This is a genomic window from Pseudomonas sp. R45(2017), from assembly GCF_002112305.1.
Taxonomy (GTDB): Bacteria; Pseudomonadota; Gammaproteobacteria; order Pseudomonadales; family Pseudomonadaceae; genus Aquipseudomonas; species Aquipseudomonas paraglycinae.
Window position 1 is genome coordinate 293,833 of record NZ_NEHH01000002.1, and the last position, 24,728, is coordinate 318,560.

20 protein-coding genes are annotated in these 24,728 nt (G+C 59.6%); 1 reads left to right on the forward strand and 19 read right to left on the reverse strand.

All coding sequences use genetic code 11. From position 1 onward, the window contains the following. Nucleotides 1–45 precede the first annotated feature (45 nt). From CAF74_RS05680 to rfaH, 14 genes are all read right to left on the reverse strand, one after another. A complete protein-coding gene (locus CAF74_RS05680) occupies nucleotides 46–1,524 on the reverse strand; it encodes a family 16 glycosylhydrolase (RefSeq protein WP_085745611.1) in 1,479 nt (492 codons plus the stop codon). After that, entirely contained in the window at nucleotides 1,524–2,579 is a 1,056-nt protein-coding gene (galE, locus tag CAF74_RS05685) for a UDP-glucose 4-epimerase GalE (RefSeq protein WP_085745612.1), read from the reverse strand. Before galE ends, CAF74_RS05680 begins: the two co-directional genes overlap by 1 nt. A gap of 29 nt (nucleotides 2,580–2,608) precedes the next feature. Beyond that, nucleotides 2,609–4,027 (reverse strand): oligosaccharide flippase family protein, encoded by a 1,419-nt coding sequence (locus CAF74_RS05690; protein ID WP_085745613.1) that lies wholly within the window; start codon nucleotides 4,025–4,027, stop codon nucleotides 2,609–2,611. Between the two features lie 13 nt (nucleotides 4,028–4,040). Then, nucleotides 4,041–4,994: a glycosyltransferase family A protein gene (locus tag CAF74_RS05695; protein WP_085745614.1), complete on the reverse strand. Its 954-nt coding sequence runs from the start codon at nucleotides 4,992–4,994 to the stop codon at nucleotides 4,041–4,043. Between the two features lie 16 nt (nucleotides 4,995–5,010). Further along, the gene (locus CAF74_RS05700; protein WP_085745615.1) at nucleotides 5,011–6,324 is read right to left on the reverse strand and encodes an O-antigen ligase; all 1,314 of its coding nucleotides are present in this window, start codon (nucleotides 6,322–6,324) and stop codon (nucleotides 5,011–5,013) included. Beyond that, nucleotides 6,321–7,433 carry a glycosyltransferase gene (locus CAF74_RS05705; RefSeq protein ID WP_085745616.1) on the reverse strand — a complete coding sequence of 371 codons (1,113 nt, stop codon included), beginning with the start codon at nucleotides 7,431–7,433 and terminating at the stop codon, nucleotides 6,321–6,323. The genes CAF74_RS05700 and CAF74_RS05705 overlap by 4 nt, the downstream gene beginning before the upstream one ends. Continuing rightward, nucleotides 7,430–8,506, reverse strand: a complete 1,077-nt coding sequence (locus CAF74_RS05710) for a glycosyltransferase (protein ID WP_085745855.1) — start codon at nucleotides 8,504–8,506, stop codon at nucleotides 7,430–7,432. The genes CAF74_RS05705 and CAF74_RS05710 overlap by 4 nt, the downstream gene beginning before the upstream one ends. Nucleotides 8,507–8,508: 2 nt before the next feature. After that, nucleotides 8,509–9,213 carry a WecB/TagA/CpsF family glycosyltransferase gene (locus CAF74_RS05715; RefSeq protein ID WP_085745617.1) on the reverse strand — a complete coding sequence of 235 codons (705 nt, stop codon included), beginning with the start codon at nucleotides 9,211–9,213 and terminating at the stop codon, nucleotides 8,509–8,511. A gap of 13 nt (nucleotides 9,214–9,226) precedes the next feature. Then, nucleotides 9,227–10,567, reverse strand: a complete 1,341-nt coding sequence (locus tag CAF74_RS05720; RefSeq protein ID WP_085745618.1) for a UDP-glucose/GDP-mannose dehydrogenase family protein — start codon at nucleotides 10,565–10,567, stop codon at nucleotides 9,227–9,229. 70 nt (nucleotides 10,568–10,637) lie between these two features. Further along, nucleotides 10,638–12,029, reverse strand: a complete 1,392-nt coding sequence (locus CAF74_RS05725; RefSeq protein WP_085745619.1) for an undecaprenyl-phosphate glucose phosphotransferase — start codon at nucleotides 12,027–12,029, stop codon at nucleotides 10,638–10,640. A 148-nt stretch (nucleotides 12,030–12,177) separates the two neighbouring features. Next, complete coding sequence (locus CAF74_RS05730; protein ID WP_085745620.1) at nucleotides 12,178–14,490, reverse strand: Wzz/FepE/Etk N-terminal domain-containing protein; 2,313 nt, start codon at nucleotides 14,488–14,490, stop codon at nucleotides 12,178–12,180. Between the two features lie 2 nt (nucleotides 14,491–14,492). Further along, on the reverse strand, nucleotides 14,493–15,026 hold the full coding sequence (locus CAF74_RS05735) for a polysaccharide biosynthesis/export family protein (protein WP_085745621.1): 534 nt from the start codon (nucleotides 15,024–15,026) through the stop codon (nucleotides 14,493–14,495). A gap of 12 nt (nucleotides 15,027–15,038) precedes the next feature. Continuing rightward, the gene (locus tag CAF74_RS05740; protein ID WP_039768571.1) at nucleotides 15,039–16,199 is read right to left on the reverse strand and encodes an outer membrane beta-barrel protein; all 1,161 of its coding nucleotides are present in this window, start codon (nucleotides 16,197–16,199) and stop codon (nucleotides 15,039–15,041) included. A 37-nt stretch (nucleotides 16,200–16,236) separates the two neighbouring features. Then, entirely contained in the window at nucleotides 16,237–16,773 is a 537-nt protein-coding gene (gene rfaH / locus CAF74_RS05745; RefSeq protein ID WP_085745622.1) for a transcription/translation regulatory transformer protein RfaH, read from the reverse strand. 604 nt (nucleotides 16,774–17,377) lie between these two features. Between rfaH and CAF74_RS05750 the strand changes: the two genes are divergently transcribed. Continuing rightward, on the forward strand, nucleotides 17,378–18,355 hold the full coding sequence (locus tag CAF74_RS05750) for an NAD-dependent epimerase (RefSeq protein ID WP_085745623.1): 978 nt from the start codon (nucleotides 17,378–17,380) through the stop codon (nucleotides 18,353–18,355). A gap of 27 nt (nucleotides 18,356–18,382) precedes the next feature. Here the strand turns inward: CAF74_RS05750 and CAF74_RS05755 are convergent, their stop codons facing one another. From CAF74_RS05755 to CAF74_RS29215, 5 genes are all read right to left on the reverse strand, one after another. Further along, nucleotides 18,383–18,838, reverse strand: a complete 456-nt coding sequence (locus CAF74_RS05755) for a TspO/MBR family protein (RefSeq protein ID WP_085745856.1) — start codon at nucleotides 18,836–18,838, stop codon at nucleotides 18,383–18,385. Between the two features lie 58 nt (nucleotides 18,839–18,896). Continuing rightward, entirely contained in the window at nucleotides 18,897–21,842 is a 2,946-nt protein-coding gene (locus CAF74_RS05760) for a hybrid sensor histidine kinase/response regulator (protein ID WP_139832889.1), read from the reverse strand. A 163-nt stretch (nucleotides 21,843–22,005) separates the two neighbouring features. Further along, nucleotides 22,006–23,544, reverse strand: a complete 1,539-nt coding sequence (locus CAF74_RS05765) for a cryptochrome/photolyase family protein (RefSeq protein WP_085745624.1) — start codon at nucleotides 23,542–23,544, stop codon at nucleotides 22,006–22,008. Nucleotides 23,545–23,552: 8 nt separating this feature from the next. Beyond that, nucleotides 23,553–24,095, reverse strand: coding sequence for a DUF3833 domain-containing protein (locus CAF74_RS05770; protein WP_085745625.1), 543 nt, complete (start codon nucleotides 24,093–24,095; stop codon nucleotides 23,553–23,555). A 376-nt stretch (nucleotides 24,096–24,471) separates the two neighbouring features. Next, nucleotides 24,472–24,633, reverse strand: a complete 162-nt coding sequence (locus CAF74_RS29215; RefSeq protein WP_176240472.1) for a hypothetical protein — start codon at nucleotides 24,631–24,633, stop codon at nucleotides 24,472–24,474. Nucleotides 24,634–24,728 lie beyond the last annotated feature (95 nt).

A 24,728-nucleotide genomic window follows, 5' to 3' on the forward strand; every position in this document is an offset into this window, starting at 1 on the left:
TGTGTCGTGTGACATCCGACTCAAGGCCAAAGCGGCGTAGGGTGCTCAAGGACTGCGTAGCCACATGCGGATGTAATCGACTTCGAACGTGGAGGGCAGGTCAGCATCGTCGACCACGCCGAACCATTTCCACATGGCCTCACTGTCAAAGACGATCTGCATGGGGTAGAAAAAGTGTTTGTTCTTCGACTCCCTGACCAGTACGCCATCGACGTACCAGCGCAGGGTGTCGGGCTGCCAGTCGAAGCCGTAGACATGAAAGTCGCCGGCCAGCCGCCAGGGGCTGGTCCAGGTGCTGCCGTCGGCGATATGTTCGGTGCTCTGTGGCGTGGCCCAGAGGTGGGCGTTCATGTTGTAGGCGCGGTCCGAGGCCGCCTCTTTGGTCTTGCCGCCGATTTCAAAGATATCGATTTCGGTGGCGTTGTCGGCCATGCCTGTCCACGCCAGCCAGAACGCGCTGGAAGCCGCAGAGTTCATGGGTTTGGCTCGTGTTTCGTAATAGCCGTAGAAGCCACGTTCGAGGGTACGAACCATCGCCGAGGTGTAATCCTTGAAACCTAGCTGCACGTATTTCGGCGGCAGGGTTTCCTTGCGAAAGACAATCTTCAGATAGCCGTTGCCGACGCTGGCATTGCGCTCGGTGAACAACGCCGGCTTGCGTCCCAGCGACTCGTTGCCGATAGCATTGTTGACGTGCCAGCGCGTGCGGTCGAGGGTGGTGCCATCGAACTCGTCGGACAGCGTGGTGTTGAGCAACCACCGGCCGGCATTGGCCTGATCGGACAACGGCAGATCCGGATTGATGTGGGACGGCAGAGCGTCCAGCGGGCCGACACGTGTCCAGGTATCGGCCTGAACCGGTATGGCCACGGACCACTTGTCCGCCAGGTACCGAAATACGCGCTGGCGCTCCGCGAGCGATGCAAACGGCCGGTCATACACCAGGACTTCGGCGATGTCGCCGCGAAAGTTTTCGGCATTGCCGACGGCATTGCGCCCCACGCCATACGGTCCCAGCGGGACGTCCTGCAGCTCAAGGACAGAAACCGTCGGCTCATAAGCACCGGTTTGCGGAAGGCTCACGGCGAAATTCGGCAGCACGTTATCGTTGCTGGCGGCCTGCGGTCGTGAACTGAACAAACGTTGCCAGGGATCGACCCCGGCCTGTTCCGGCAACCGCCGGGACACGATCAGTACAGTCGCAGGCCCTTTCGCCGTGCGCAGGGTCCGGCCGAGCAATCCAGAGTTGCCGCTCAAGCGCACCACCGAATGGCCATTGAGGCTGTTCTCCATCCGTTGTGGCGGCGAAGAAGCGCCATCGACGGTCGCGTCATTGGCCTTGCCTGACTTGTCGCTCCAGCGCTGGAGACGGTTCTGCGCATCCAGAGTCACTGTTGACGCATCCGCCGCGTCCAGCCACAACATGAGCCCGGTGGTCGGCACCGCAGGAGGTGCCTGCGCGGCGTTGCTGATCAGCGAAACTGAAAACAGCACGGCCAACAGACATTCTTTGAACATCGGCATCACTTCACCGCAATGGGTGCCGGAATCTTGAATGAAGATTGATATCCCTGCGGATTGCACGACTGCCAGCGCCAGGTATCGGTGATCATTTGTTCCAGGCCACGCAGCGCGCTCCAGCCCAGTTCGCGTCCTGCCTTGGCGGGATCGGCCCAGCACTTGGCGATGTCACCCGCGCGTCGAGGGACGAAACGGTAGGGAATGCTGATGCCGGTGATGTCTTCGAAGCTGTGGATGATTTGCAACACGCTGTAGCCAACGCCCGTTCCGAGGTTCCAGTAGTGAATGCCGTTGGCGTGCTGCAGCACCTGCAGGGCCTTGAGGTGACCGATGGCCAGGTCGACCACGTGGATGTAGTCGCGCACGCAGGTCCCGTCCACCGTGGGATAGTCGCTGCCGTACACCGTGAGTTCGGGTATCCGGCCTATGGCAACCTGGGTCAGGCACGGCAACAGGTTGTTGGGGCGGCCCCGCGGGTCTTCGCCGATCATTCCGCTTTCGTGGGCGCCGATCGGGTTGAAGTAACGCAACAATCCAATGCTCCAGCGCGGATCGGAGTTGCACAGATCCGTCAGCAACTCTTCGATCATCAGCTTGGTGCGGCCATAGGGATTGACCGGTTTGCCGGTGCCAAAATCTTCGGCAATCGGCGTGCGCGTCGGCTCCCCGTACACCGTGGCTGACGAGCTGAACACCAGCCGGAATACGTTATTGCGGGCCATCGCCTGACACAGGCCAAGCGTGCCGGCAACGTTGTTGACGTAGTAATCCAGCGGCTTGCGCACGCTTTCTTCGACGGATTTGAGACTGGCAAAGTGCACCACGGCCTCGATGTCGTGCCGGCTGAAGATATCGTCGAGCAGGACCGAGTCGCGAATATCGCCCTTGATGAAGTCGACGCGGGTCAGGGTCAGTTGCTCAAGGCGCCGGATGCACTCTCGACAGCTGTTGCACAGGTTGTCGAGCACCAGCACTTTGTGGCCGGCGTTAATCAGGGCTAGCACAGTATGCGAGCCGATGTAGCCGGCACCGCCAGTAATCAACGTGGTTTTGCGCATGGTGAGGCCTTCCTGTCTCAGGGCTGAACTCAGCGGGAGGTGAAAACCGATTTGAATTCCTGCGGCCAGTGCGGGTGCAGGGCGCTGTAACCCACGGCATAACTCAGTGCGCCGAGCACGACGCTGCCGATCAAATGCACGTAGCCCTGGAGACCCAGCTGCGGTAGCACCAGCAGCACGGTTGCAGCCATGACCAGGGAAGCGATCACGCTGCGGTAACTGGCTTCGAAAAAGCCGCGCCAGCTGTAGCCGATCGCCGTGTTCAGGCCGCGGATTTGCAACGGCGTGATGACCAGCATGCGCGCCAGCAGAGCGACGGCTGCGGCCATGCCGCCGTACAGGTTGCCGAGGGTGTAGACCAGCGCCAGGGCCAGCGCGGTGGTCAGCACTTCGGCCTTGATCGTGAGGTGGCTGCGGTTGACCGCCACCAGTGCGGTGGTGGCGTACATGGCGCTGTTGCCGATGGCGGCCGTGCAAGCCAGTACTTGCAGCAGCGGGATGGCCTCTGCCCATTTGGCGCCGAAGATCAACAGGATCAGGTCGTTTGCCGTGAGTGCGAGTCCGATGAACAGGGGCGTCAACACAAACCCGCTGACGGCGGTAGAATCGCCAACGATCCCGATCAATCGTCTGGGCTCTGCGCTGCGCCGGGAGAACGCCGGCAGCGCGTAGCTCAGCAAGCCGTTGTAGATTGCGGTGCGTGGCAGTTCGATGATGCGCATCGCCATGTTGAACATGCCGACAGCGTTCGCCCCGGCGGTGATGCCCAGCACCACGTTGACCCCGCGCTGCAGGGTTTGCGAGCTCAGTGCGTTGATGGCCACCGGTGCGCCTGACCTCAACAATTCACGCAGGATCGGACCATCGATGTAAAAAGGGATACGTCGCGGGTCGGCGCGCATCAACACAATGATCGACATCAATTCCATGATCAGCGCCTGGGCAATGACCGCCCACGCACCCAGTCCCCAAAGCGCAACAGCAATGCCACCGACTCCCCCCGCCACTTTGCCCAGCAATGTGCGCGACGCCAGCATCTTGAAGTTGCTGCTGCGGCGCATCTGCGCCACATAGACCCGCGCCATCATGGTGAACAGGATCTTTATCGAGGCTATCGCCGTCATCCATTGCAGCACCGGGTCGGGGGTGTACAGCATGACCGCGCCCGAAATGACGCCAATGCTCGCCAGACTGACCAGCACCGCCGCCCAGTAGGCGGTGCAGATGTGCTTGTCTTCCAGCCGCTCAAGCCGGACCAGCGGGTCTTCCAGCACCGACGAGTACACCAGACCGATCAGTTCGACGATGGCAATGATGACCGTGCCCACACCCAGCTCGGCAGGCGACAGCAGCCTGGCGTAGGCGACAAAGGTAATCATCGACAGCAGGATCAGGCCGAATTTCTCGGTGAAGATCCAGGTCAATGTCGTCAGACGGTGGTTGGCCATGGCGGATACCGTATCAATGAGCCGTGGTTGACGCCGTTGCCTTGCGCAAGGTTCTGGCGCGGGCATAGAGGTAGCGCAAGGTCGGTTTGCCGCTGGCGAAGATCAGGGCCTGCCAGGAGCAATCCAGCATTCGCCGGTACACGCCGAGGACCTGGTCATGCTCGCCGCGTCGGGAAAACGCCTCGAGAAAATCGGTGTGGTTGCCCAGCACGAAATCGATCCGCTGCTGCCGGGTCAACTGCGCGCCGTAGCGGGCGAGGTACACCTCGATGAAGCGGATTTTGTTCTGGTAGTACTTTTTCGGATTCGCGGTCATGTTGCCGCCATTGACCGTGCGCTCCAGCAACACCTCCGGCACCGTGTGGATCTCCCAATGCTCGGCGATCCGGGTCCACATGAAACGGTCTTCGGAATAACGCAGGCTGGCATCGAAGCCGCCCAGTTGCATGATCACGTCACGTTTGACCAGCGCGGTAGAGACGCCATTGACGACGTTGGCATGGATGAAATCGTAGAAGTGCCTGCCGTTCTTCAACCGGTCGTCCAGCTGGCGCCTGCCATCGCTGTAATTGACTTGTGCATAGCAGTCGATCAGCCCCACCGGCCGGCCCTGGCGGGTGAGTTCGTCATACAGTGCCAGCTGTAACTCCAACTTTCGCGGATGCCATTGGTCATCGGCATCGAGCATTGCCACAAACGTTTCTTCGGAGTGCCGCATCCCATGATTACGGGCGCTGGCCTGGCCTTCGTTGGGTTGCTGTAACAGCGTCAAGCGAAACGGCGCGACAAAGTCTCTGACCCGCTGTGGTCCGTCATCGGTGGACCCGTCGTCGATGACGATGACGTGATCGGGCAGTCGGGTTTGCCGGGCCAGGGAGGTCAGTGTCTGCTCGATGCTTTCGGCGCCGTTGTACATCGGAATGATGACGCACACTGAATCTGCTGAACGGGGAGCTTGGTTTGGCACGGTGATTCTCCTTGGGTTACGCGCGGGCGGAATCGCGCGGTAGTGCGCTGCCCGACGAACGCTGACGCAGCGCTGCCGGTGAGGATTCGGGATAGGTCGCGTGGTGGTGCCGGAAGGTCAGGGCCAGCGTGCAGAACACCAGGAACTCGGCGGAGCGGTAGTTGGGAATCACGTAGGCCACATAATTGGTGATGGCGAACAGGCCGATGATGACCAGCGCACTGGCGCGAAACCGGGCTGCCTGATTCGCCGTCACGGCGCGGTATTGCTTGAACAGTGCTTCACCCAACATCAGCGCCAGCGCCGTCAGCTGGATGAGGCCACCGTTGAGCAGGGTCTCCATGTAGCCGCTGTGGGCGTTGCCGATATAACCCCAGCGGGTGATGAACGCATCGGCATCAGGGCTGGACCAGAAGGCGCCGAAGCCGTAGCCCTTGAGAAACTGGCTGTCGATGAAAGGCGCGAGCAATTCCCAGATCAAGGTGCGATCGGTCAGTGACGGGTCGCGACCGGCCATTTCCAGCAGCACCGCAAAGTTGCTGTACAGAAACAGGCAAACCAGCAGGTAAAGCAGGGTGCATCCGAGGAACAGCAGCTGTGAGCGATTGATGCCCAGGCGGATCATTGTGAGGAAGTACCAGTAGCTGATCGTGCCGGAAATGATCAGCGCCACGCCGGTGGCTGACTGGGCAAGCAGGATCGCGACCAGCGAAAAGAACGAACAGAAGAGCGCCCAGCGATTGCGCTGCCGGATCATCGGCAGCAACAGCACGATGGCGATCGCGTTGAGCCGGGCGCCGGCATTCTTTTCAGCGAAAACGCCTTTGAATGCGCCGTCGCGAATCCCCCCGGAGAGAAACGCCACTTCAGGCATGACCACAGCGAGCAACAACCCGATCAGCGCCGCTATGCCGATGGCGCAACCGAGCATGAAGGTGATTTTTTCAAGGGAGTAGTTATAGGCAAGAAAACCGGCGAAAAACACCACGCCGAGCAGGGCGATGAACCGCTTGAGGCTGAGCATCGGGTCGTGGGACCAGCCGATCGACGCGATGACGCAGAGCAGAAAAACCAGCAGGAAGAAGTTGCTGCGATAAAAGGTTTTGCTGAGGAATACCTTGTTGCGGATGAAAAAGAACAGCGGCACCAGCAGCGTGATAAGGCCGCAGACCTGATTGGCGACGTTGCCTTCGAGGTCTTTATTGATGTCGCCAAAGCTCGCGGCACTGCCCAGACCGAGCACAAAAGTGATCACCTGTATGTAAAACAGGATCCCGAACACGGTGAAGGCGTCGCGTAACGTCGAATACCTGATCGTCAATGTGCTCATGATGACGGGCTCCCGATCAACGCTTTAAGGTAGGTCTGCACCGCGCTGGCACTCATGAATCGCGCGGCTGCATCGAGGCGTGACTGACGCTGCAGATCGCGCGGAATGGACAGTTGCTCGGCGATGGCCTGGGCCAGGGCGATTGGATCATCGACAGCGACAAGCGGCGCCACCACGCCGCCGCCGAGAATCTCCTGAGGGCCATGGGGGCAGCGGGTCGCCACCACCGGCGTACCCGTGGATAACGCCTCGACCAGCGCGTTGGGGCTGCCCTCGAAACGCGACGAGAGTACGAAGCAGTCGGCTGCTGCCACTTCTGTCAGGGGATCATCGGCATAGCCCGGCAGATCGAAGCGCTCCGCCACCCCCAGCTGTTTCGCCTGTTCTAGCAGTTCGGCCCGGAGGGCGCCTTCGCCAAAAATGATCAGGCGGGCATCGCGATCCGGCAGTGCGGCGAATGCTGTGATCAGCGTGTCGAAACCTTTTTGCGGTGCCAGGCGCCCCACGGCGACGATCACCGTGCCGGACTTTTCCAGCAGCCAGCGGTGGCGGGGCAGTCCCGGTGGCCTCTCGCGAAAGTCGTTGTCGAGCACCGGGTTGTCGGCAATGGTCACGTCCTGGCGTCGGGCGAGGGTGGTATCGACCAGGTCCTGAGCGACGCCGCGCGAAACGCAGATCACCGGATTGGGAATCAGCCGATACAGCAGCGGTGCCACCCGATATGCCATGCGCACCATGAAATCGGGGTTCACGTGCCGGTCATGGGAAAAGGCATTGCGCTCGCTGACGTGCAGCCGGGCCAGCGTGCCGGACAGGGCCGCCGCGACGATCGCCACCACGTTGACGTGGGTGAGGGCCGCCAGTTGGGCATCAAAGCGATTGGCACGCAGAAAACGCGTGAGTGCCGGCACTGCACGGACGCTGCGCGGACTGTGCAATTCAATCTTTTTCACGCGCGGGTCGAGATGCGCTGCGTGAAGGCCGCCGCCGGTGAGCATCAGCAATGTCACGTCATTGCCCGCATCCACCAGTGCCTTGGCGAGCCGCGCCATCATTTTTTCAGCACCGCCGGCGCTGAGGTCATGGAGGATGATCAGTAACTTTTTCATTGATTCCAGACCTGGTAATACGCCTGCGCCGCGTACTGACTGGTGTACGGGCGCAGGGTGGCAGTGAGCGTCTTTTCGCCGGGAGCGATGTGACCTGAGGTCAGGTTGCGCAGCATGCCGTCGGCCAGTGCCTGTACGTCGTCGACGATCACCAGTTGACCGAGTCGGCCATGGTCCAGCAGTTCTCTGGGCCCGGTCTCGCAATCGCAGGCCAGCACCGGGGTGCCCAGCGCCAAGGCCTCGATCAGCACGGTCGGCATGCCTTCCTGCAGGGAACTCAAAATGAACAGTCGGGCCTGCCTGAGCACGGGATAGGGATTGCTCATAAACCCGCTGAAGTGCACCCGTTGTGCGATACCCAATTGCCTGGCCTGGGTGACCAAGGCTTCGCGCAATGGGCCATCGCCGACGATCACCAGATCCGGCAGCGCCGCGCTGCGCAGCGCCAACGCGTAGGCATCGAGCAGCAGATGAAACCCTTTGGGTTCGACCAGACGCCCCAGACTCAGCCAGTAGTTGCGGGGCAAGTCGGCGGGCCGGGGCGCCCGGGCGGCTTGAAACAGTTGATCGGTGACGACCGCGTTGGGGCAATAACGGATGCGCTGCCGCCCCCAAGGCACGGCATCGGCAAGGGTCTGGCGCAACGCCGAGGACACCGTCACCACCTTGCCACTGCCACACAGGTACAAGGCGTAGAGCAGACGCAGGCTTGAGGGGCCGGTTTTCTGTTCGCTGCAGTCGAGGGTCGCATGGCGGCTGTAGATGACCTTGCAGGCACTGCCCAGGGTGGCGAACCACGTGCAGAGGTTGGCCTGCTCCTTGGCGGAAATGAGGTGGGTGACACCTTCACGCCGTATGAGCCGGCGCAGCAAAACGATGGACTTGAACAGGCCGACGAGGCCGCTGCCGCCACCGCTGAAGCATTGAATGTCCCGGGTGTCGGGCATGTCCGCGTTCATGACGAAAAAGCTCACGCGCCGGCCGTCCTTGAGAAACTGCTCGGACAACCGTTGCTGAACGCGCTCGACGCCACCGCCGGGCTTGAAATCCTTGAGGGTAAACAGGATGTGCATGGTCATTCCCCAACGCTGATGGCGACTTTGTGTCGAACGATCATGTTCAGCAGGTGCAGGAAGTTGCTCGGGTAATCGATGAGGTAGCGTTTGATCGTGTGGGGCTCGCGGTACATGCGATAGAACGCGCGCAAGTGCAGGCGATTGATCAGCGCCGGGTAGTACTGCCGCGTGGCCAAAGCTTCCTGGCGGATGAACCCGCCACAGCTGAAGGCGACCCCGCGAAAGCCTGCGCGCAGGGCATCCTGCTCGAACTGCTCTTGCCGTCCGGCGCCCAGGCCGACGATCAGAATGTCCGCTGCACTGCGACAGATGTCGTTCCGAATGCCTTCGGCCTGGGCGGCGTCGAAATAGCCGTTGTGATAGCCGGCGATGCTCAGTTGCGGATAAAGGCTTTTGATCTTGCTGATGAACAGGTCGAGTTCGGCTTGTCGGGCGCCGACGAAATAAACCCGTTTGCCCTGTTGCTCGGCGCTGCGCAGCACGACGTCGGCTATCGAGGTGAAGTCGAAACTGACCCGGCCAATCGGTCTGCCGGTGACGCGAGACATGAAGGTTGACATCAGCATGCCGTCGCAAAAATAGGCAACGCTGCTCGGGTTTTGCTCGAAAAAACTGCCGATCGAGGCAAAGTTGATGAAGGAATAGGCCTGGTTGGCCTCCAGCAATTTCGCCGAGTAGTGGCCGACTATCTCCAGTTTGAACATGGTGCGGCTCCTTTCAGAGAACTGAAGGGGTCTGCCGACCCACGGAGACGTAGGTGAAACCGCGTTTGCTCAAGCGCTGCGGATCGAACAGGTTGCGTCCGTCGAAAATCAACGGCTGTTTGAGCAACCGGCTGAGCTGGTCGAAGTCCGGTGCCCGAAACGATTGCCACTCGGTGACGATGATCAGGGCGTCGGCATTTTTCAGCGCCGCCTCTTTGGTGCCTGTCAGGGTCAGGTCATCGCGCGAGCCGTAAAGGCGCTGGGCCTCTTCCATGGCTTTCGGGTCAAACGCCTGCACGCTGGCGCCGGCTTGCCACAAGGCCTCCATCAGTACCCGGCTGGGGGCCTCGCGCATGTCGTCGGTATTGGGTTTGAAACTCAGCCCCCACAGGGCAAACGTCTTGCCGCGAAGGTGACCGTCGAAGTGATCGAATACTTTGCGATAGAGGCTGGCTTTCTGCTCCTGATTGCGCGCTTCCACGGCCTTGAGCACCCGGGCGTCGATGTCGACACCGTCGGCCGCCTGTATCAGCGCCTTCACGTCTTTGGGAAAACACGAGCCGCCGTAGCCCAGACCTGGGTAGATAAACTGGTAACCGATGCGCGGGTCGGCGCCGATGCCGTGGCGCACCTTTTCGATGTCGGCGCCGAGCCTTTCGGCGAGGCAGGCCATTTCGTTCATGAAGCTGATCTTGGTCGCCAGCATGCAGTTGGCGGCGTATTTGGTCAGCTCGGCGCTGCGAACATCCATGACGATGATTTTTTCGCGGCTGCGATTGAACGGTTCATACAGTTCGCGCATGACCTCCTCGGCACGCGGGCTGTCGGTGCCGATGATGATCCGGTCCGGGCGCATGCAGTCTTCGACCGCGCAGCCTTCCTTGAGAAATTCCGGGTTTGAAACTACGTCGAACGTCAGATCGCCGCGACCGTTGTCGGCCAGCACCTGCTCGATACACGCTCGAACTCGGTCCCCCGTACCGACGGGCACGGTGGATTTGTCGACGATGATCTGGTGCCGATCCATGTTCAGCGCGATGGTCTGCGCCACGCTCAGCACGTATTGGAGATCCGCCGAACCGTCTTCGTCGGGCGGTGTGCCGACGGCGATCAACAGCACATCGCCGTGGTGAACGGCGTCCACCAGGTCTGTGCCGAACCGCAGCCGGCCGCTTTGATAATTGTCGCGCACCAGACTCTTGAGGCCAGGCTCGTAGATCGGCAGCGTGCCCTCTTTCAGCGCCTCGACCCTGCCCGCGTCGACGTCGACGCAGAGCACGTTGTGCCCGACCTCGGCCAATGCAGCACCCTGGACAAGGCCTACGTAACCAATACCGAATACGCTCACATTCATGGTCGAACCTCAGGTCGTCGTGACGGTTATCAACGGTCGGGCAGGGGAGCGGCAGACGCGGGAAAGGGGCTCAGTAGATGTTTTTCGAGAACAGCGTGAAGGGGGTCTTGATAAGGATTTTGATGTCGAGCCACAGCGACCACTGGTTGATGTAGTTGAGGTCCTGGGCGACGCGCAGCTGCATCTTTTCCACGGTCTCGGTTTCGCCACGATGGCCGGTGATCTGGGCCAGCCCGGTGATGCCCGGCTTGAGGCGATGCCGGGCCATGTAGGCGCGCACCTTGCCGGTGTAATAAAGGTTGTGGGTGACGGCGTGCGGACGCGGGCCGACCAGGGCCATGCGGCCGGACAGCACATTGAACAGCTGTGGCAATTCGTCGATGGAACTGCGGCGCAGGAAACCACCGATCGGCGTCAGGCGGTCATCGTTGCGGGTGGCCTGTCGTACCTGCTGGTCGTCGTGGACGTGCATCGAGCGAAACTTCCAGACCTTGATCACTTCGCCGTTGCAGCCGTGACGGTTCTGCTTGAACAGCACCGGGCCGGCGGAGGTCAGCTTGACGGCTAAGGCCACCACCAACAGCACCGGGCTGAGCAGAATAATCGCCAGGGCGGCGAGGCTTCGCTCAAACAGATCCTTGCAAAACAGGCTGGCAGGGTGCGAGCTGATCAGGCTCTCGTTGAGGTAGATGGCCGGCATTCGCTCGATTTCCGAGATCGAATGGTTGAGCAACACCATGCTGCCGAAATCCGGGATCCACACCACGTCGACATTCATGTCCAGCAGGTCGATGTAGAGGGCTTCGATGGTGGCGGCATGGGCCATCGGCAGCACGATATAGACGCGGCGCACTTCCTGGCCCGTGATGATCTCGCGGATGGCGGAAACGTGGCCGAGCAACGGCAGAATGCTGGGGGCAGGGCCGCAGCTGTCCTCGGCGGCAATGAAGCCCAGCACCAGCGCGCGGTTCGGTCGGGACAGTTTTTTCGCCAGTTCATGGGCCGTCGGGCAGGTACCGATGATCACCGAACGGCGCCCGTTGCAGACCTTGCGCGAGTACAGGCGGGCCAGGTAATGCAGGGGCAGAAAGCTCAAGGCCTGAACCATGAAACCCAGCACCGCCCAGACCATGATCACCTGGCGTGAATAAATGGCGCTGGTCTGGGTGAAGAACGCAATCGCCGCCAGTACGGCCAGCAGGGTCAACCACCCGGCCAGCAACCTGCCAAGCCCGACCAGCAAACCATGGCGTTTGTGGTAGACCTGCATCACGCTGTATATCGGCACCGAGCCGAGCACCGTCAGAATGATCAGGATGCGGTATTCACTGGTCAGACTGCCGACGCGCCACTGCACGAGCAACATCAACAGCGCCGTCACCAGCGACAGCGCGCACAGCCACTGGCCCCAGAACGTCAGGCCTCGGCGGTGTGTCATGTGAGCGGTATAGAGCGAAGTCATGGGCTTAACCTCAAGGCAGCATTCATGCATCAGCGCGAATCGAGCAGGCACGGCGTGCCTCCCGATGGCTTTTCCGTAGCTCGGCGGAGGTGAAGCGAGTAGTGCGTTGGCAGAAGAGGGCGTAGCGGCGGGCGTATGCGCCCGATGGTTACCTGGGCGCGAAATCGTAGTTATAGAACGCCCGGGAATGGTGGTAGCCGTACTTGCGCGCCTTGCGCAGGTCGACCTGATTGAGCACCGTGCCAAAGACCGGCACATGGCTTTGTTGCAACATGGCAATCCCTCGCTGAACCTGGCTGATCGAGGTGCTGTCAGCCTTGACGACATAGATCACCGCATCGGAATGTCTGGCCAGCAACAGCGCGTCACTGATCATCTCCGCAGGGGGTGAGTCGATAATGATGTGGCGATACCTTGATCTGAGCGCCTCGAGCATGCGCGCCATGCGCGGCGAGCTGAGCAAATCCTGTGGCGGCGGCTGAACCGGGTTGAGCGGATCGCCAGGGGACGGCAGGCGTGGCGCAACGAACATATCCAGCGACGGTGGCAAGACCTTCCCGGCCGGCAGCATGTCCAGATTGCCCACTGAAACAATGCAGTCTTCAAGCCTGGCCGTGCCGGCAATGACATTCGCCAGTCCGGGGCTGTCCGGTGGGAAATCGAAGTTCAGCGACAGGGTTGGCTGACGCATGTCGGCATCGATCAGCAACACGCGTTCCAGCGGTGTCAGCGAACTGGCGAGGTTGGTGGCGATGGTGCTTTTGCCCTCGCCGGCAACCGTGGAGGTCACGAGCACCACTTGTGAGGGCTTTTCGCTGCTTTGCAGCATCAGCCAGGTACGCAGGTTGCGAATGGTCTCGGAAAAACGCGGGTTGTCGTTGTCTTCGAAAAGGCGCGCCAGTTGCCGGCGACTTTTTTTCACCACCAACGGCACGACGCTGAGCAGTGGAACATTCAACACGCTCTCGACCGTCTCATCGGTTTTGAAGGTATTGCTCAGACTCTCGAAGAGCAGTGCCAGCCCGACGCCGATGACCGCAGCGATCAGCCCGACGATCCCGACAATCAATGTCTTGCGGGGCTTGCTGGCGTCGACAGGCACAATGGCCGGGTCGACGATGCGCACTTTCGTCGAGTCCATGTCGGCGGTGGCCGTAGTTTCTTTCAGGCGGGTGACGAAGGTTTCATACAGTGCGCGCGTGCTGTCGACTTCACGCTGGAACTCGCGCAACTGGAACTCTTTGCGCGCGATGTCCTGGATTTGCGCCTTGTTGCTGTTGAAGGATTGACGCAGCGACGCTTCACTCGCGGTGGCGAGCTGGTATTGCCGCTCGATACCGGCCACCACTTGCTGCACCTGCAATTGCAGGCTGGTGGTGGCGGTGCGCAACTCGGTTTGTGCGGAAATCAGGCTGGGGTGCTTCGGACCATAGCGGCCCGCCAGTTCATCAACCTTGGCTTGAGCCACAGCGCGATCGGCCTGGAATTTCTGCACCAGGGGATTGCTCAAGACCGCAGGCACGCTGGAGAGCCGGCTCAGATCGCCGTTGCCCAGGGCCTTGGCCTGCCGGTACTCGCTCTCGGCTTCAGCACGGTTGCGCCGGGCGTCGACCATGCGGTTACCGGTCATTTCCAGTTCGTTGGCGCTGATGGTGGCAACACCGCCAACATCCACCAGCCCCTGCTCTTCGCGGTAACCCTGGAGCTTTTTCTCGGCCGCCCGCAGGTTGTCGCGCAGCTTGATCAGACGTGTGTTCATCCAGGCCGTGGTGGTTTGCGACGATTTCTCGCTGGTATCGAGCTGGCTGTCGGTAAAGCCCTGAGCCAGCGCGTTGGCCGCCGCCGCTGCGAGAACAGGGTCTGGCAACTCGACTTCGATTTCGAGCAACTGGCTTTTGCCAACGAACTTGACGCTGGTGTGCAGCATGAGGTTCTGCGTGACCTGGTTGAAAACGTCTGCTTCAGTGAGTGGCTCTTTCTTTTGCGGTAGATATCGACCTAGCCCCGGGATCCATTGATCAAGGTCCAGATCGGCCAGCCATTGGCGCGGAGCAAACCAGGGCTTTGGCTGCTGGCGCGGGTCGGTGACCGGGTGGGTGGTGAGACCGAGTTTTTTCACCGCGCGTTCGGCAAGGTCCCGCGATTGCAGGAGTGCCTGCTGGGTCTGCAGGTAATCAGTGCCGCTGCTGCCTGATTCCTTGACTTGCTGGAAGGACATCAGCGGAGGTGTCTTGTCGTTGAACAGCAGGGTGGTGCTGCCGATGTATTGCGGCGTGATGCTGGAAACTACGGCGGCCGCCAGTGCGCAGCTCAGCAGAACCAGCCAGCCGATGCTCCATTTGGCGCGCCAGATGACCCTCCACAGATTGAGCAGATCCAGGGTGTCCTTGTCTTCGCCGTGCTGAGGATGCAGATGCGCTTGAAGAGGACGTTCGACGTAGTTGCTTGGGCTGTTGTCCATGATCAGAAAAAGCCTTGTGCAATGGAAATGGTATCGCCGGGGGCGATCGTGGTGCTTCGCGTGATGTTGTCGGTCACGGTGGCGCCACCATCGCCGCGCAAGATGGTCACTCGCTTCATCGAGGCCCGTTCGGTCAGGCCACCGCCCAGCGCGATGGCCTTTTCCAGTGTCAGTCCGGGCACGAACGGATAGCTGCCGGGCTTTTTCACTTCGCCATTGATGTAGAACGAGCGGTATTCGATCTGGCTGAGACTGACTTTCGGGTCTATCAGATAACCCTGCTTGAGCCCGTCGACGATGATTTTCTCGACCTGACCGGGGGTCAGTCCCTTGGCGGATATTTCGCCGAGGAACGGGTAGGAAAAGGTGCCGGCATCACTGAGCCGGATCTTTTTCATGCTCAATTCCGGCTCACCGAAAACGATGATTCGCAACACGTCGCCGGCAGCGAGTTTGTATTGCGTATCGGGATCTGCCGCATAGGTGTGGGGCAAGAGAAACAACGCGAACAAAAGGACAAGTGTGCGAGTGTTCATGTCGAGACCCTCTTAAAGGCTGACGTTGAAGCTGATCTGGAACACGTTGCGGGTGAAGCTTTCATTGTCGGCATCGGAATCGTTGTCGCGGTACCGATAGCCCAGTTCGATATCCAGCCAACGGCGCATGGCGTACACCACGGCCAGGTTGTAGTCCTGAAGATTGTCGGTACGGCTTTGGCCTTCGTAGACATAACGCCCGTAACCGGCCTGGGCCACGGTAGTAATCCGTTCAGTCCAGCCGTGACGCCAGCCGACCTGGGTAAACGTCGACTTCACGGCATCCGCGCCGTCGTCACCCTCGGCGAGGGCCTGGCGAGCGACGAAGGTGAATGTCGAATAGGTCCGCGGTTTCCATTGCAGATCGACTTGCCATGTCGGGTTGTCGAGGTCTTTGGATTCACTGTTGTCGAAGTTCTTTTTCTCGTAACCGACGCGGACTTTACCCGTCGTGCGTGCCGTGAAATCCCATACGGCACCGGCCATGACGGCGTCGGATTTACTGCTGCGCGGGCTGTTGGCCTGCTGGTAATCAAAGTCGGTGTGGTTATATTCCACCAGACCCCGCGTGTTGCTGCCGATGCGGTGATACCAGGTGCTCGTCAGGGCAGTGGTATTGCGTTCCTTGTCGTCGTTGATGCCATCGGCGTTGTCGTAGCGCAGTTGTGCGTAACTGGCCCCGAGATCGATTTGGTTGTCAGCGCTTTTCGCCCCGAAGGTGTAGAGACCGCCCACCCGTTTGTTGTTGAGTTTGTCGTTGATGCCTTCGACTGCCGTCGATTCCGTGCGCTCCCATTTGCGGTATTCAGCGTCGAGCTTCAGACGATGCCGGTCAGTGAACTCCATGATGCTGTCCGCACGCACGCGTTGTGCCGTGTTCGAGGCATCCGACTCGTCGTGATAAATGTAGCGAGTGGGTTGCCAGATCAGTCGCGTGGCACTGTTGCGATCCTCGGCCTTGAGCTCGAAAGAAGGCGCCAGTTTGGTGACCATGGAGGACTGTTTGCTGTTTTCCAGTTCGCGAAAGTTGTCGTCATAACTTTCCGAAAACAGGAACGATGGCGTGAAGTCGAATCCATACACATCAATGGCTTGCGGATTGATGCTCCAGGCCATTTCGGGATAGAGACAGGCCATCATCAGTGCGACGGGGCATCGTGACTTCAAAGCCATGTTATAGCTCCTGAGCAAGGGCATATAAGGCAAGTCGTTAGTTGTAGGGGTGAAAACCGGCTTGTTGTCGTTCAATCACGCTGAGTGGCAGGCAGACCGGCTGCTCACGGTTGAGAAACTGCAGGAGGATCATCACGCGGTCGGTTCCGTGCAATCCGAGGAACACGCCCTCCAGTGGCGCGAGCGGGCCGCTGACGATCTGCAGATTCTCTCCGGGTTTCAGCGCTTCATCCGGCTCCGACAACGTTGATTCGAGGCAACGTGCACGCAGGTGTTCGATGACGTGCTCGGCCACTGTTGCGGGACCATGGTTGAATTCGACGAAACGACTGACTCCCCGAGTAGAGCGCAAGGGTGCCCAGTTGTCGTCACGACTGAGTTGGATGAACAAGTATCCGGGAAAGAGGGATTCCTGGACTCGCTGTCGTTTCCCGCGAATGACGCGTTCACTGACGAGTTGGGGGTGAAAGACCACGTAATTCTGTTGCAGCAGGTTGAGGTGGGCACGCTCATCCTGACGTGGCTTGCATTGTAAAAGGTACCAATTAGGTTGGTCCGAGCTGATGACTGGCATGCTTGTAAACTCTTTGATGATCGAAAGTTTATGGCAGGCAGAAGCTCTATTGAGGGCTAAGTAAGGGCAGTCAGCGGAAGTATTTTTTTTATTATGGGTTTGTGAAGTGTTTCAATGTTGAATCACAAAGTGTTTCATTGGTGTGCATCGAGCAGTGAAGTTTTGCTCTGTTATGCGGCACCTCTGGAGGAATTATCGGTTCAACTTTTTAGAAGGCAAAGCTACCGCACGGTCTGTTCATGCAGGCTTAAGGTTAGGTAACTAAGTAGTTGTCCCTGAAGCGACAGGGCGCGAGTAAGTGATTGCTCGCGCCCTGTAAAAAATCAACCTTGGTAGTTATCGGCCAGACTTTACGGTCTGTCAAACGTTAGCAGTCAAAAAACACGCCATCCATCCAGTAATGGTTCTACCGATGGATAACCAACTGTTTTTTAATGACTTATTCTTTTGGCTGAACGGTAGAAACTTTTTCTGCCTGTTATGGTCGCGACTATTATTTAGATCGAAAGCTTTCCCCACTATTGGGTGCTGTTATAAAGCCTGGACTGAATAAGTCATCCAGCGCTATAACTTATCGCCTGTCGGCTTGTGTGGAGCAGGGATTATGACCGTTCTTGTTACAGGCGCTGCGGGCTTTATCGGGTATCACGCGGTCAAACGATTGGTGCAGCAAGGCCAGGAAGTTGTCGGTATCGACAACCTTAACGATTACTACAGTGTGGATCTCAAACAGGCGCGGCTTGAACAGTTGAGCGGTCTGCAGAGTTTCAGTTTTGAAACACTGGATATTGTCGACAAGCCTGCCTTGATGGCGTTATTCAAAGCGCACGATTTCACCGAGGTGGTGCATTTGGCCGCTCAGGCGGGTGTGCGCTATTCGCTCGACAACCCGGATGCCTATGCGCAATCGAACCTGGTGGGGTTTCTGAATGTGCTGGAAGCCTGCCGACATTATCCGCCCGCGCATCTGGTCTACGCGTCGAGCAGCTCGGTATATGGGGCCAACAGCAAGTTGCCATACAGCGTCGATGATGCGGTCGAGCACCCTGTATCGCTTTATGCCGCCACCAAGCGAGCCAATGAGCTTCTCGCCGACAGCTACTGCCATCTTTACGGCTTGAAGGCCAGCGGCCTGCGCTTTTTCACGGTTTACGGGCCCTGGGGCAGGCCGGATATGGCGCTGTTCAAATTTACCGAAGCCATTCTTCAGGGACGACCGATCGACATCTACAACCAGGGTCAGATGGCGCGGGACTTTACTTACGTCGATGACGTTGTCGAAAGCATCGTCCGCCTGTGTCCGAAACCGCCAGCGCCGGAGAAGGAGGCGAGTGGCGTCAACCGGATTTTCAACCTGGGGCGCGGCAAACCGGTCGCGTTACTGGATTTCGTCGACTGCCTCGAGCAGGCACTGGGCATAAAAGCCCAGCGCAATCTGTTGCCGATGCAGGCAGGCGATGTCATCAAGACCTGGGCTGATGTTTCGGCATTGGAACAATGGATCGGGTTTTCTCCACGAGTGGAAGTTGCAGAGGGTGTGGCGCAGTTTGTGAGTTGGTATCGCCAGTACTATCGGATTTGAGCGGCGCTTTATGCTCCTGGACTACGGTCATGAGCCGAGACCCACCCGGTTGTTGCGCATGATCGAAAAATTAAGCGCTGCAGCGACACACAGCCAGGCCAGATAAGGAAACAGGATCAACCCGGTGATCACATCCAGGCGCAGGGCCAGGACCACCATCACGGCGACGACCAACCACAACAGCACGAGAATGATCATCGCGGCAACGATCCGCTGCGCACCGAAAAACACCGGCGTCCACAGCGTGTTCAGGGCAATCTGCGCCGCCCACAACGCCAGGACCATTTCGCTGCCGGGAATCATCGTCAAACGGTAACCGACCCAGGCCAGCAGTAGATAGATCGTCGTCCACGCCACCGGAAACACCCAGTTGGGTGGGGTGAACTTCGGTTTGTTGAGCTGCGCGTACCATTGGCCGGGCTTGAAAACCATGCCGGTGGTGGCCGCTGCACCGCAGGCGATCAGAAAAATCAGGAAATTCACCATTTATCACTCCTTGGCCGCAGCCAGTCTGCCTGGTTTATTCCGCCGCAGCGGTCGTTCATTCGGATCTTGAGCACATCAGTTCACTGACCCGCGCCACCAGCGTGTCGACCGCGAAAGGTTTGGTCAGCACCTGCATGCCGGGCCCCAACTGGCCGGCGCCGATCACTGCGTTTTCTGCGTATCCGGTAATGAAAAGTGTCGTCAGATTCGGCCGGATCTCTCTCCCGGCGTCTGCCAGTTGTCGGCCGTTCATGCCACCCGGCAGGCCGACGTCGGTGATCAGCAAGTCGATATGCACATTCGATTGCAGCACCTTCAGCCCGGCGACGCTGTCGCCTGCTTCGAGCAAGTTGTAGCCGAGATCGCCAAGCACTTCGGTCAACAAGGCTCGCACGGTCGGTTCATCGTCCACCACCAGAATGGTCTCGCTGGCCTTGGGTACTACCGCCGGCGCGTTATGCTTGTCATCGTGATTCTGCACGGGATCGCCACGGTGACGAGGCAGGTAGATGCACATCGTGGTGCCCCGATCGACCTGCGAGTGCACGCGCACCTGACCGCCGGACTGTTTGGCAAACCCGTAGATCATCGACAAGCCCAGCCCCGTGCCCTGGCCCAGCGGCTTGGTGGTAAAGAACGGGTCAAAGGCCTTGGCGATCACATCCGCCGACATGCCGGTGCCGGTATCGCTGACGCACAGGCACACATATTCACCCTCGGGCATATCCAGCGCGCCGGCGGTCTCGGCGTCCATGATGCGATTGGCCGTTTCGATGGTAATGCGTCCGCCGTCGGGCATCGCATCGCGGGCATTGATGCACAGGTTGAGCAATGCGTTTTCCAGCTGACTGGCATCCACCAGTGTCGGCCAGAGCACCGGCGAGCCAATGGTTTCCAGAAGAATGCTCGGGCCCACGGTGCGCTGGATCAGTTCGGTCATGCCGGTCATCAGCATGTTGACGTCGGTGGGTCGCGGATCGAGGGTCTGGCGTCTGGAGAACGCCAGCAGGCGGTGGGTGAGGGCGGCGGCACGCTTGACCGCGCCCTGTGCGGTGACCATGTATTTGTCGACTTCGCTCAACCGGCCCTGACTGATCCGCGTACTCATCAATTCCAGTGCACCGGAAACGCCGGCCAGCAAATTGTTGAAGTCATGAGCCAGGCCTCCGGTCAGTTGGCCGACCGCTTCCATCTTTTGCGACTGACGCAGTTTTTCCTCCGCTTGCATCAACTCGGCGGTGCGCGCTGACACCCGTTGTTCGAGTGTGTCGTTGAGCGCACGCAAGGCGGCGATAGCCCCGTCGCGCTCTGCCTCGACGGTGCGGCGTTCCTCGACGTCGATCAGTACGCCGGGGAAGCGCAGTGGTTTGTTGTCATCGGCACACTCAACGCGACCGTTGGCTTCGATCCACTGGTATCTGCCGTCCGCGCGGCGCACACGGTACTGATGGGAATAGGCGCCACCGCGGCCAATGGCTTCGTCGATCGCCGTGGTCAGTCCATCCCGATCGTCGGGGTGCACGCTGGTGATCACCTGTTCGAGGCTGAGGCCTTCGCGCCCCAGACTCGGGTCGAGGTTGAACACCTGGGCGAAGCCTTCGTCGATGGCAAAACGGTCGGTCAGCAGATCCCAGTGCCAGGTGCCGATAATGGCGCCGGCCGCGAGCGCCAGTTGCACGCGCTCGACGTTCTCCCGGGCGATCGCCTCACTGGCGCGCAAGCGCTCCTCGGCGTCGCGCCGTTCGGTGACGTCGTTGAACAGGATCGCGATCTGCCGGTCGGCCGGATCGCCGACCCGCACGGCACGCACATCGAACCAGCGTTCGAAGGTATTGGCGTAATTCTCGAAGTTCGCCGGCTCCCCGGTCTTGGCCACATGGCCGTAGGTTTCGAACCAGAAGCGCTCAAGATTGGGCGCGAATTCGGTCACCCATTTACCGCGCAGGTTGACCCCGCACTGGCGCTCGAACGCCGGGTTGGCTTCAACGAAGTAGTAGTCGACAGGCTCGTCGTTGGCGTCGAATTTGACTTTGACGATGGCAAACGCCGACTCGATGGTTTCCAGAATGGTGCTGAAACGCTCTTCACTCTCGCGCAACGCCGTTTCGGCACTGCGCGAGCGCGTGAGGTCAAGCATCGCGCCGATCATGCGTTCGGCCTTGCCGGATTGATTGCGGATCAAGTGACCTCGATCGAGCACCTCGGCATAGGAACCATCCTGACAGCAGAATCGATACTCGGCGCTCCATGTCGTGCCGTCGCCATCGATGGCGGCGCGGATCGATGTCAGCACCCGCGCCTGATCTTGAGGATGGATCCGCGCGAACCGCCAGTCGCCACTGGGATCAACGTTCTCCAGCGCGAAACCGTACGCCTGTTGCAACGCCTGGTTCCAGATGATCTGGTTGGTTTGCAGGTCCCAGTCCCACACCGCATCGCTGGTCGCCATGGCGGCCAGTCGATAGCGTTCCTTGGTTTCGATTATGGCGCGCCCGAACAGATGTTCCTGAGTACGGTCGCGGAGAATTTTCACGAAGCCCAAATGAGTCTGGTCTTCATCGTAGAGCGGCATCAGCTCGCCAGAGGCCCAGAATCGCTCGCCGTCCTTGCGCAAATGCCATCGCTCATCGTAGGCACGGCCTTCGACAAGGGCGCGCTGCATTTCCTGTTCGACCCGGCCGGCGGCGCGGTCCTCAGGTGTGAAAAAGCAGGCCGCGCTCTGGCCGCGAACCTCTTCGGCGGACCAGCCCAGCACGTTGGTCGCGCCGCAGTTCCATTCCGTGATGTATCCGCCAAGGTCAGTGACGACCATCGCGAAATCCACTGCACTCTCGAAAACCGCCCGCTGCCGCGCCTCACTACGAGCGAGCGCGGCCTGACTGGCTTGCAGTCGCGCCGTGATGTCGCGCTCATCGTCGGCTTCAGTGCTCTGCAAGGCGGCGCGTAATCGCTTGACCTCGGACTCGAGCGCTTCGCGACTAAGGTGTTTGAGGGTGTCCATCTCGCCTTCTTGGTTGAATTTTTCAGGGGCCGATTCAGAGTGTCGGGCATGCCCGACAGGTGCCGTCAATATCGGGAAGCGTTGTGGCTGCTGATCCGTTGACAGGTAGCTTCGTCGTTAAGTTTCACTGATGGAGCAAGGTCGTTTTGGGTGAACGCTGATTTCAAATCGATTCGCTGTCATCCAGGCGGGCCAGCAACGACTGGCCGCGTTGCCACAGTGCCTCTTGCTTGGCCTGCGGCATGCGGTCGAGGTTCCTGTACATCATGGCCATGCGCTGATTGCCGCGCAGCAGTTCGCCGTGGCGCATCAGGAAATGCCAATACAGCGAGTTGAACGGGCAGGCATTGTCCGCCGTGCTTTCGCTGACCTTGTACGCGCAACCGCGGCAGTAATCCGACATGCGATTGATGTACTGGCCGCTGGCGCAATAGGGTTTGGAACCGAGATAACCGCCATCGGCGTGCATGACCATGCCCAGCGTGTTGGGCAGCTCGACCCAATCAAAGGCGTCCATGTAGATCGCCAGATACCACTCGCAGATCTGGCTCGGCGCGATGCCGGCGAGCAGGGCGAAGTTGCCGGTGACCATCAGCCGCTGAATGTGATGCGCGTAGGCGTGTTGCAAGCTTTGCCCGATGGCATGGCGCATGCAGTTCATTTGCGTCTCGCCGGTCCAGTAGAACTCGGGCAGCGGCCGGGTGTTGCCAAACGAGTTGCCCAGTGCGTAATCAGGCATCTTCAGCCAGTACACGCCCCGCACGTATTCACGCCAGCCGATCAATTGCCGGATGAAGCCTTCGGCAGCATTGAGCGCAACGCTGCCGGACCAGTACGCCGACTCCACGTCGCTGCACAATTGGCGCAGATCCAGCAGGCCGATGTTGAGTGCTGCGCTGACGCGTGCGTGGAACAGGAACGGCTCATCACTGGCCATCGCGTCCTGGTAATCGCCAAACCCGGCCAGACCGTAATCGAGAAAGTACGCCCAAAGAGCCTGCGCATCGGCATGGGTGACGGGATAGTTGAAGTCATCGAGCGCACCGTAGTGCTGGCTGAAACGCGCCTTGACCAGTGCCAATACTTCGCTGGTGATTGCGTCGTTGCTGAAGCGCGCCGGGTAGGGTGCCTTCACGCCTTTGGGCAGGGCCTTGCGATTCTCGGCATCGAAGTTCCATGCGCCACCCACCGGCGAGCCGTCGCCATTGAGCAACAACCGGCTCTTGCGACGCATCTCCCGGTAGAAAAACTCCATTCGCAGTTGTTTCTTGCCCTTGGCCCAAGCGGCGAACTCTTCGCGACCGCACAGAAAACGCGTATCGGCGTGCCAGTGAATTGGCAAACCGCATTCCTTCATCGATTGCTCCAGCCGCCAGTCGCCACACTCGGTGACGTGCACTTCTTCGGCCTGCAACAGCGTTTGCCATCGATGTAATTCACCCGGCACCGAACCGCTGTTATCCGAATCATCCAGCCTGACGTATTCAACACGCACACCCTGATCCCGCAACGCCTGGGCGAAATGGCGCATGGCGCTGAAGATCAGGGCAATCTTCTGCGGGTGGTGGGGCACGTGGCTGGCTTCTTCCATGACCTCAACCAGCAACACCGTGTCGCGCTCGGCATCGAGTGCCTGTAAGGAAGCCAGGTCGAACGATAACTGGTCGCCCAGTACCAGGCACAAGCGGCGGGTAGTGTCCATTTTACGGTTCATTGGCTTGCTTCGGCGCCCTGGCGGCGGAAGAACAAGGTCACCTGGCCGACTTCCACACCGAACTTGGACATGCTGGTGCGGTTGATCAACGTGTCCTCGTCCATCAGGTACATCCAGTCGTCCATGCTCATTTCATAGGTCGAATCGTCGACCGGTACATTGAGACGATAACGCCAGTGAAATGTGTTGCCAGCCACCTGGCCTTGGGCAACCCCTACGACATCACCGGCGCGACCACTCCACCGTCCCTGGCCCTCGGGCGTCAATGTCCATACGCGGTGTTGGCGAGTACCGTCGCTATACAGAAAACGCTCGTCGAGAATCAGGTTGTTGCCTTCGCGACGGCTGACGATGTTGACTTCAAAGCGCTTGGTCACTTCGCCGCCGCGCTTCTGAAACATTCCCCAGGCCTTGACGGGCTGGCTGAAAAAACGCTGCAGATCGAGTGCCGGTTGTTGATCGGCATAGCGGGTGACATCCACGCTGGTGCAGCTTGCGATGCTGAGTAGCAGTGTCAGTAACAGCACTAATCGAGTCATTGCTTTACTCCCTGATGGCAGAGGGGGTCGAGGGACCGCGCTGGAGAGGGTTTCTTGTACGCCATGAAGCGCGCGTACAGGGTTGCGGCCGTCTAATTTCACTTTCCCGCTGCAGTGTTGCGCGGCATGGCGGATCAGTACCCAAAATAATTGTACGAATATGGTGATTCTGTATAGGTTTTGTTCACGATAGGCGGAAAAATGCCACCTGACAATCAAGTGGCAATTTTTTCGCGCAAATGCGCAGAACCGACATCACAAGCTGAAGGCTTGCCTGGGTAGCGGGGAGAGGGCGCGAATAGTGTTCACTGTGGTTTGCGGTGCTGTCGCCAGCAGGCGGAAAAAGGCCCGGATTCCTCCGGGCCCGTCATGCACATCAGTGCGAATCGGCCTCGCTCGCAGCCTCGGCAGCGGATCTTTCCCTGCGCCTCTGGGGCCAACTGTAGAACGCATGCACGGGATGAAGGACGGCGGTGAGTACGCCGAGCAGCAGGATGGTGAAAAGGATGATCAGTGGGATGCTTTCGTGCGAGAACATGGTGGGTTACTCCTGTAGTCACTATGTCGTAACCCGCAGACTAGACGCATCGAATCCTGTTTTCGATGAATGAATGTTCATCCTTGAACGCTTCG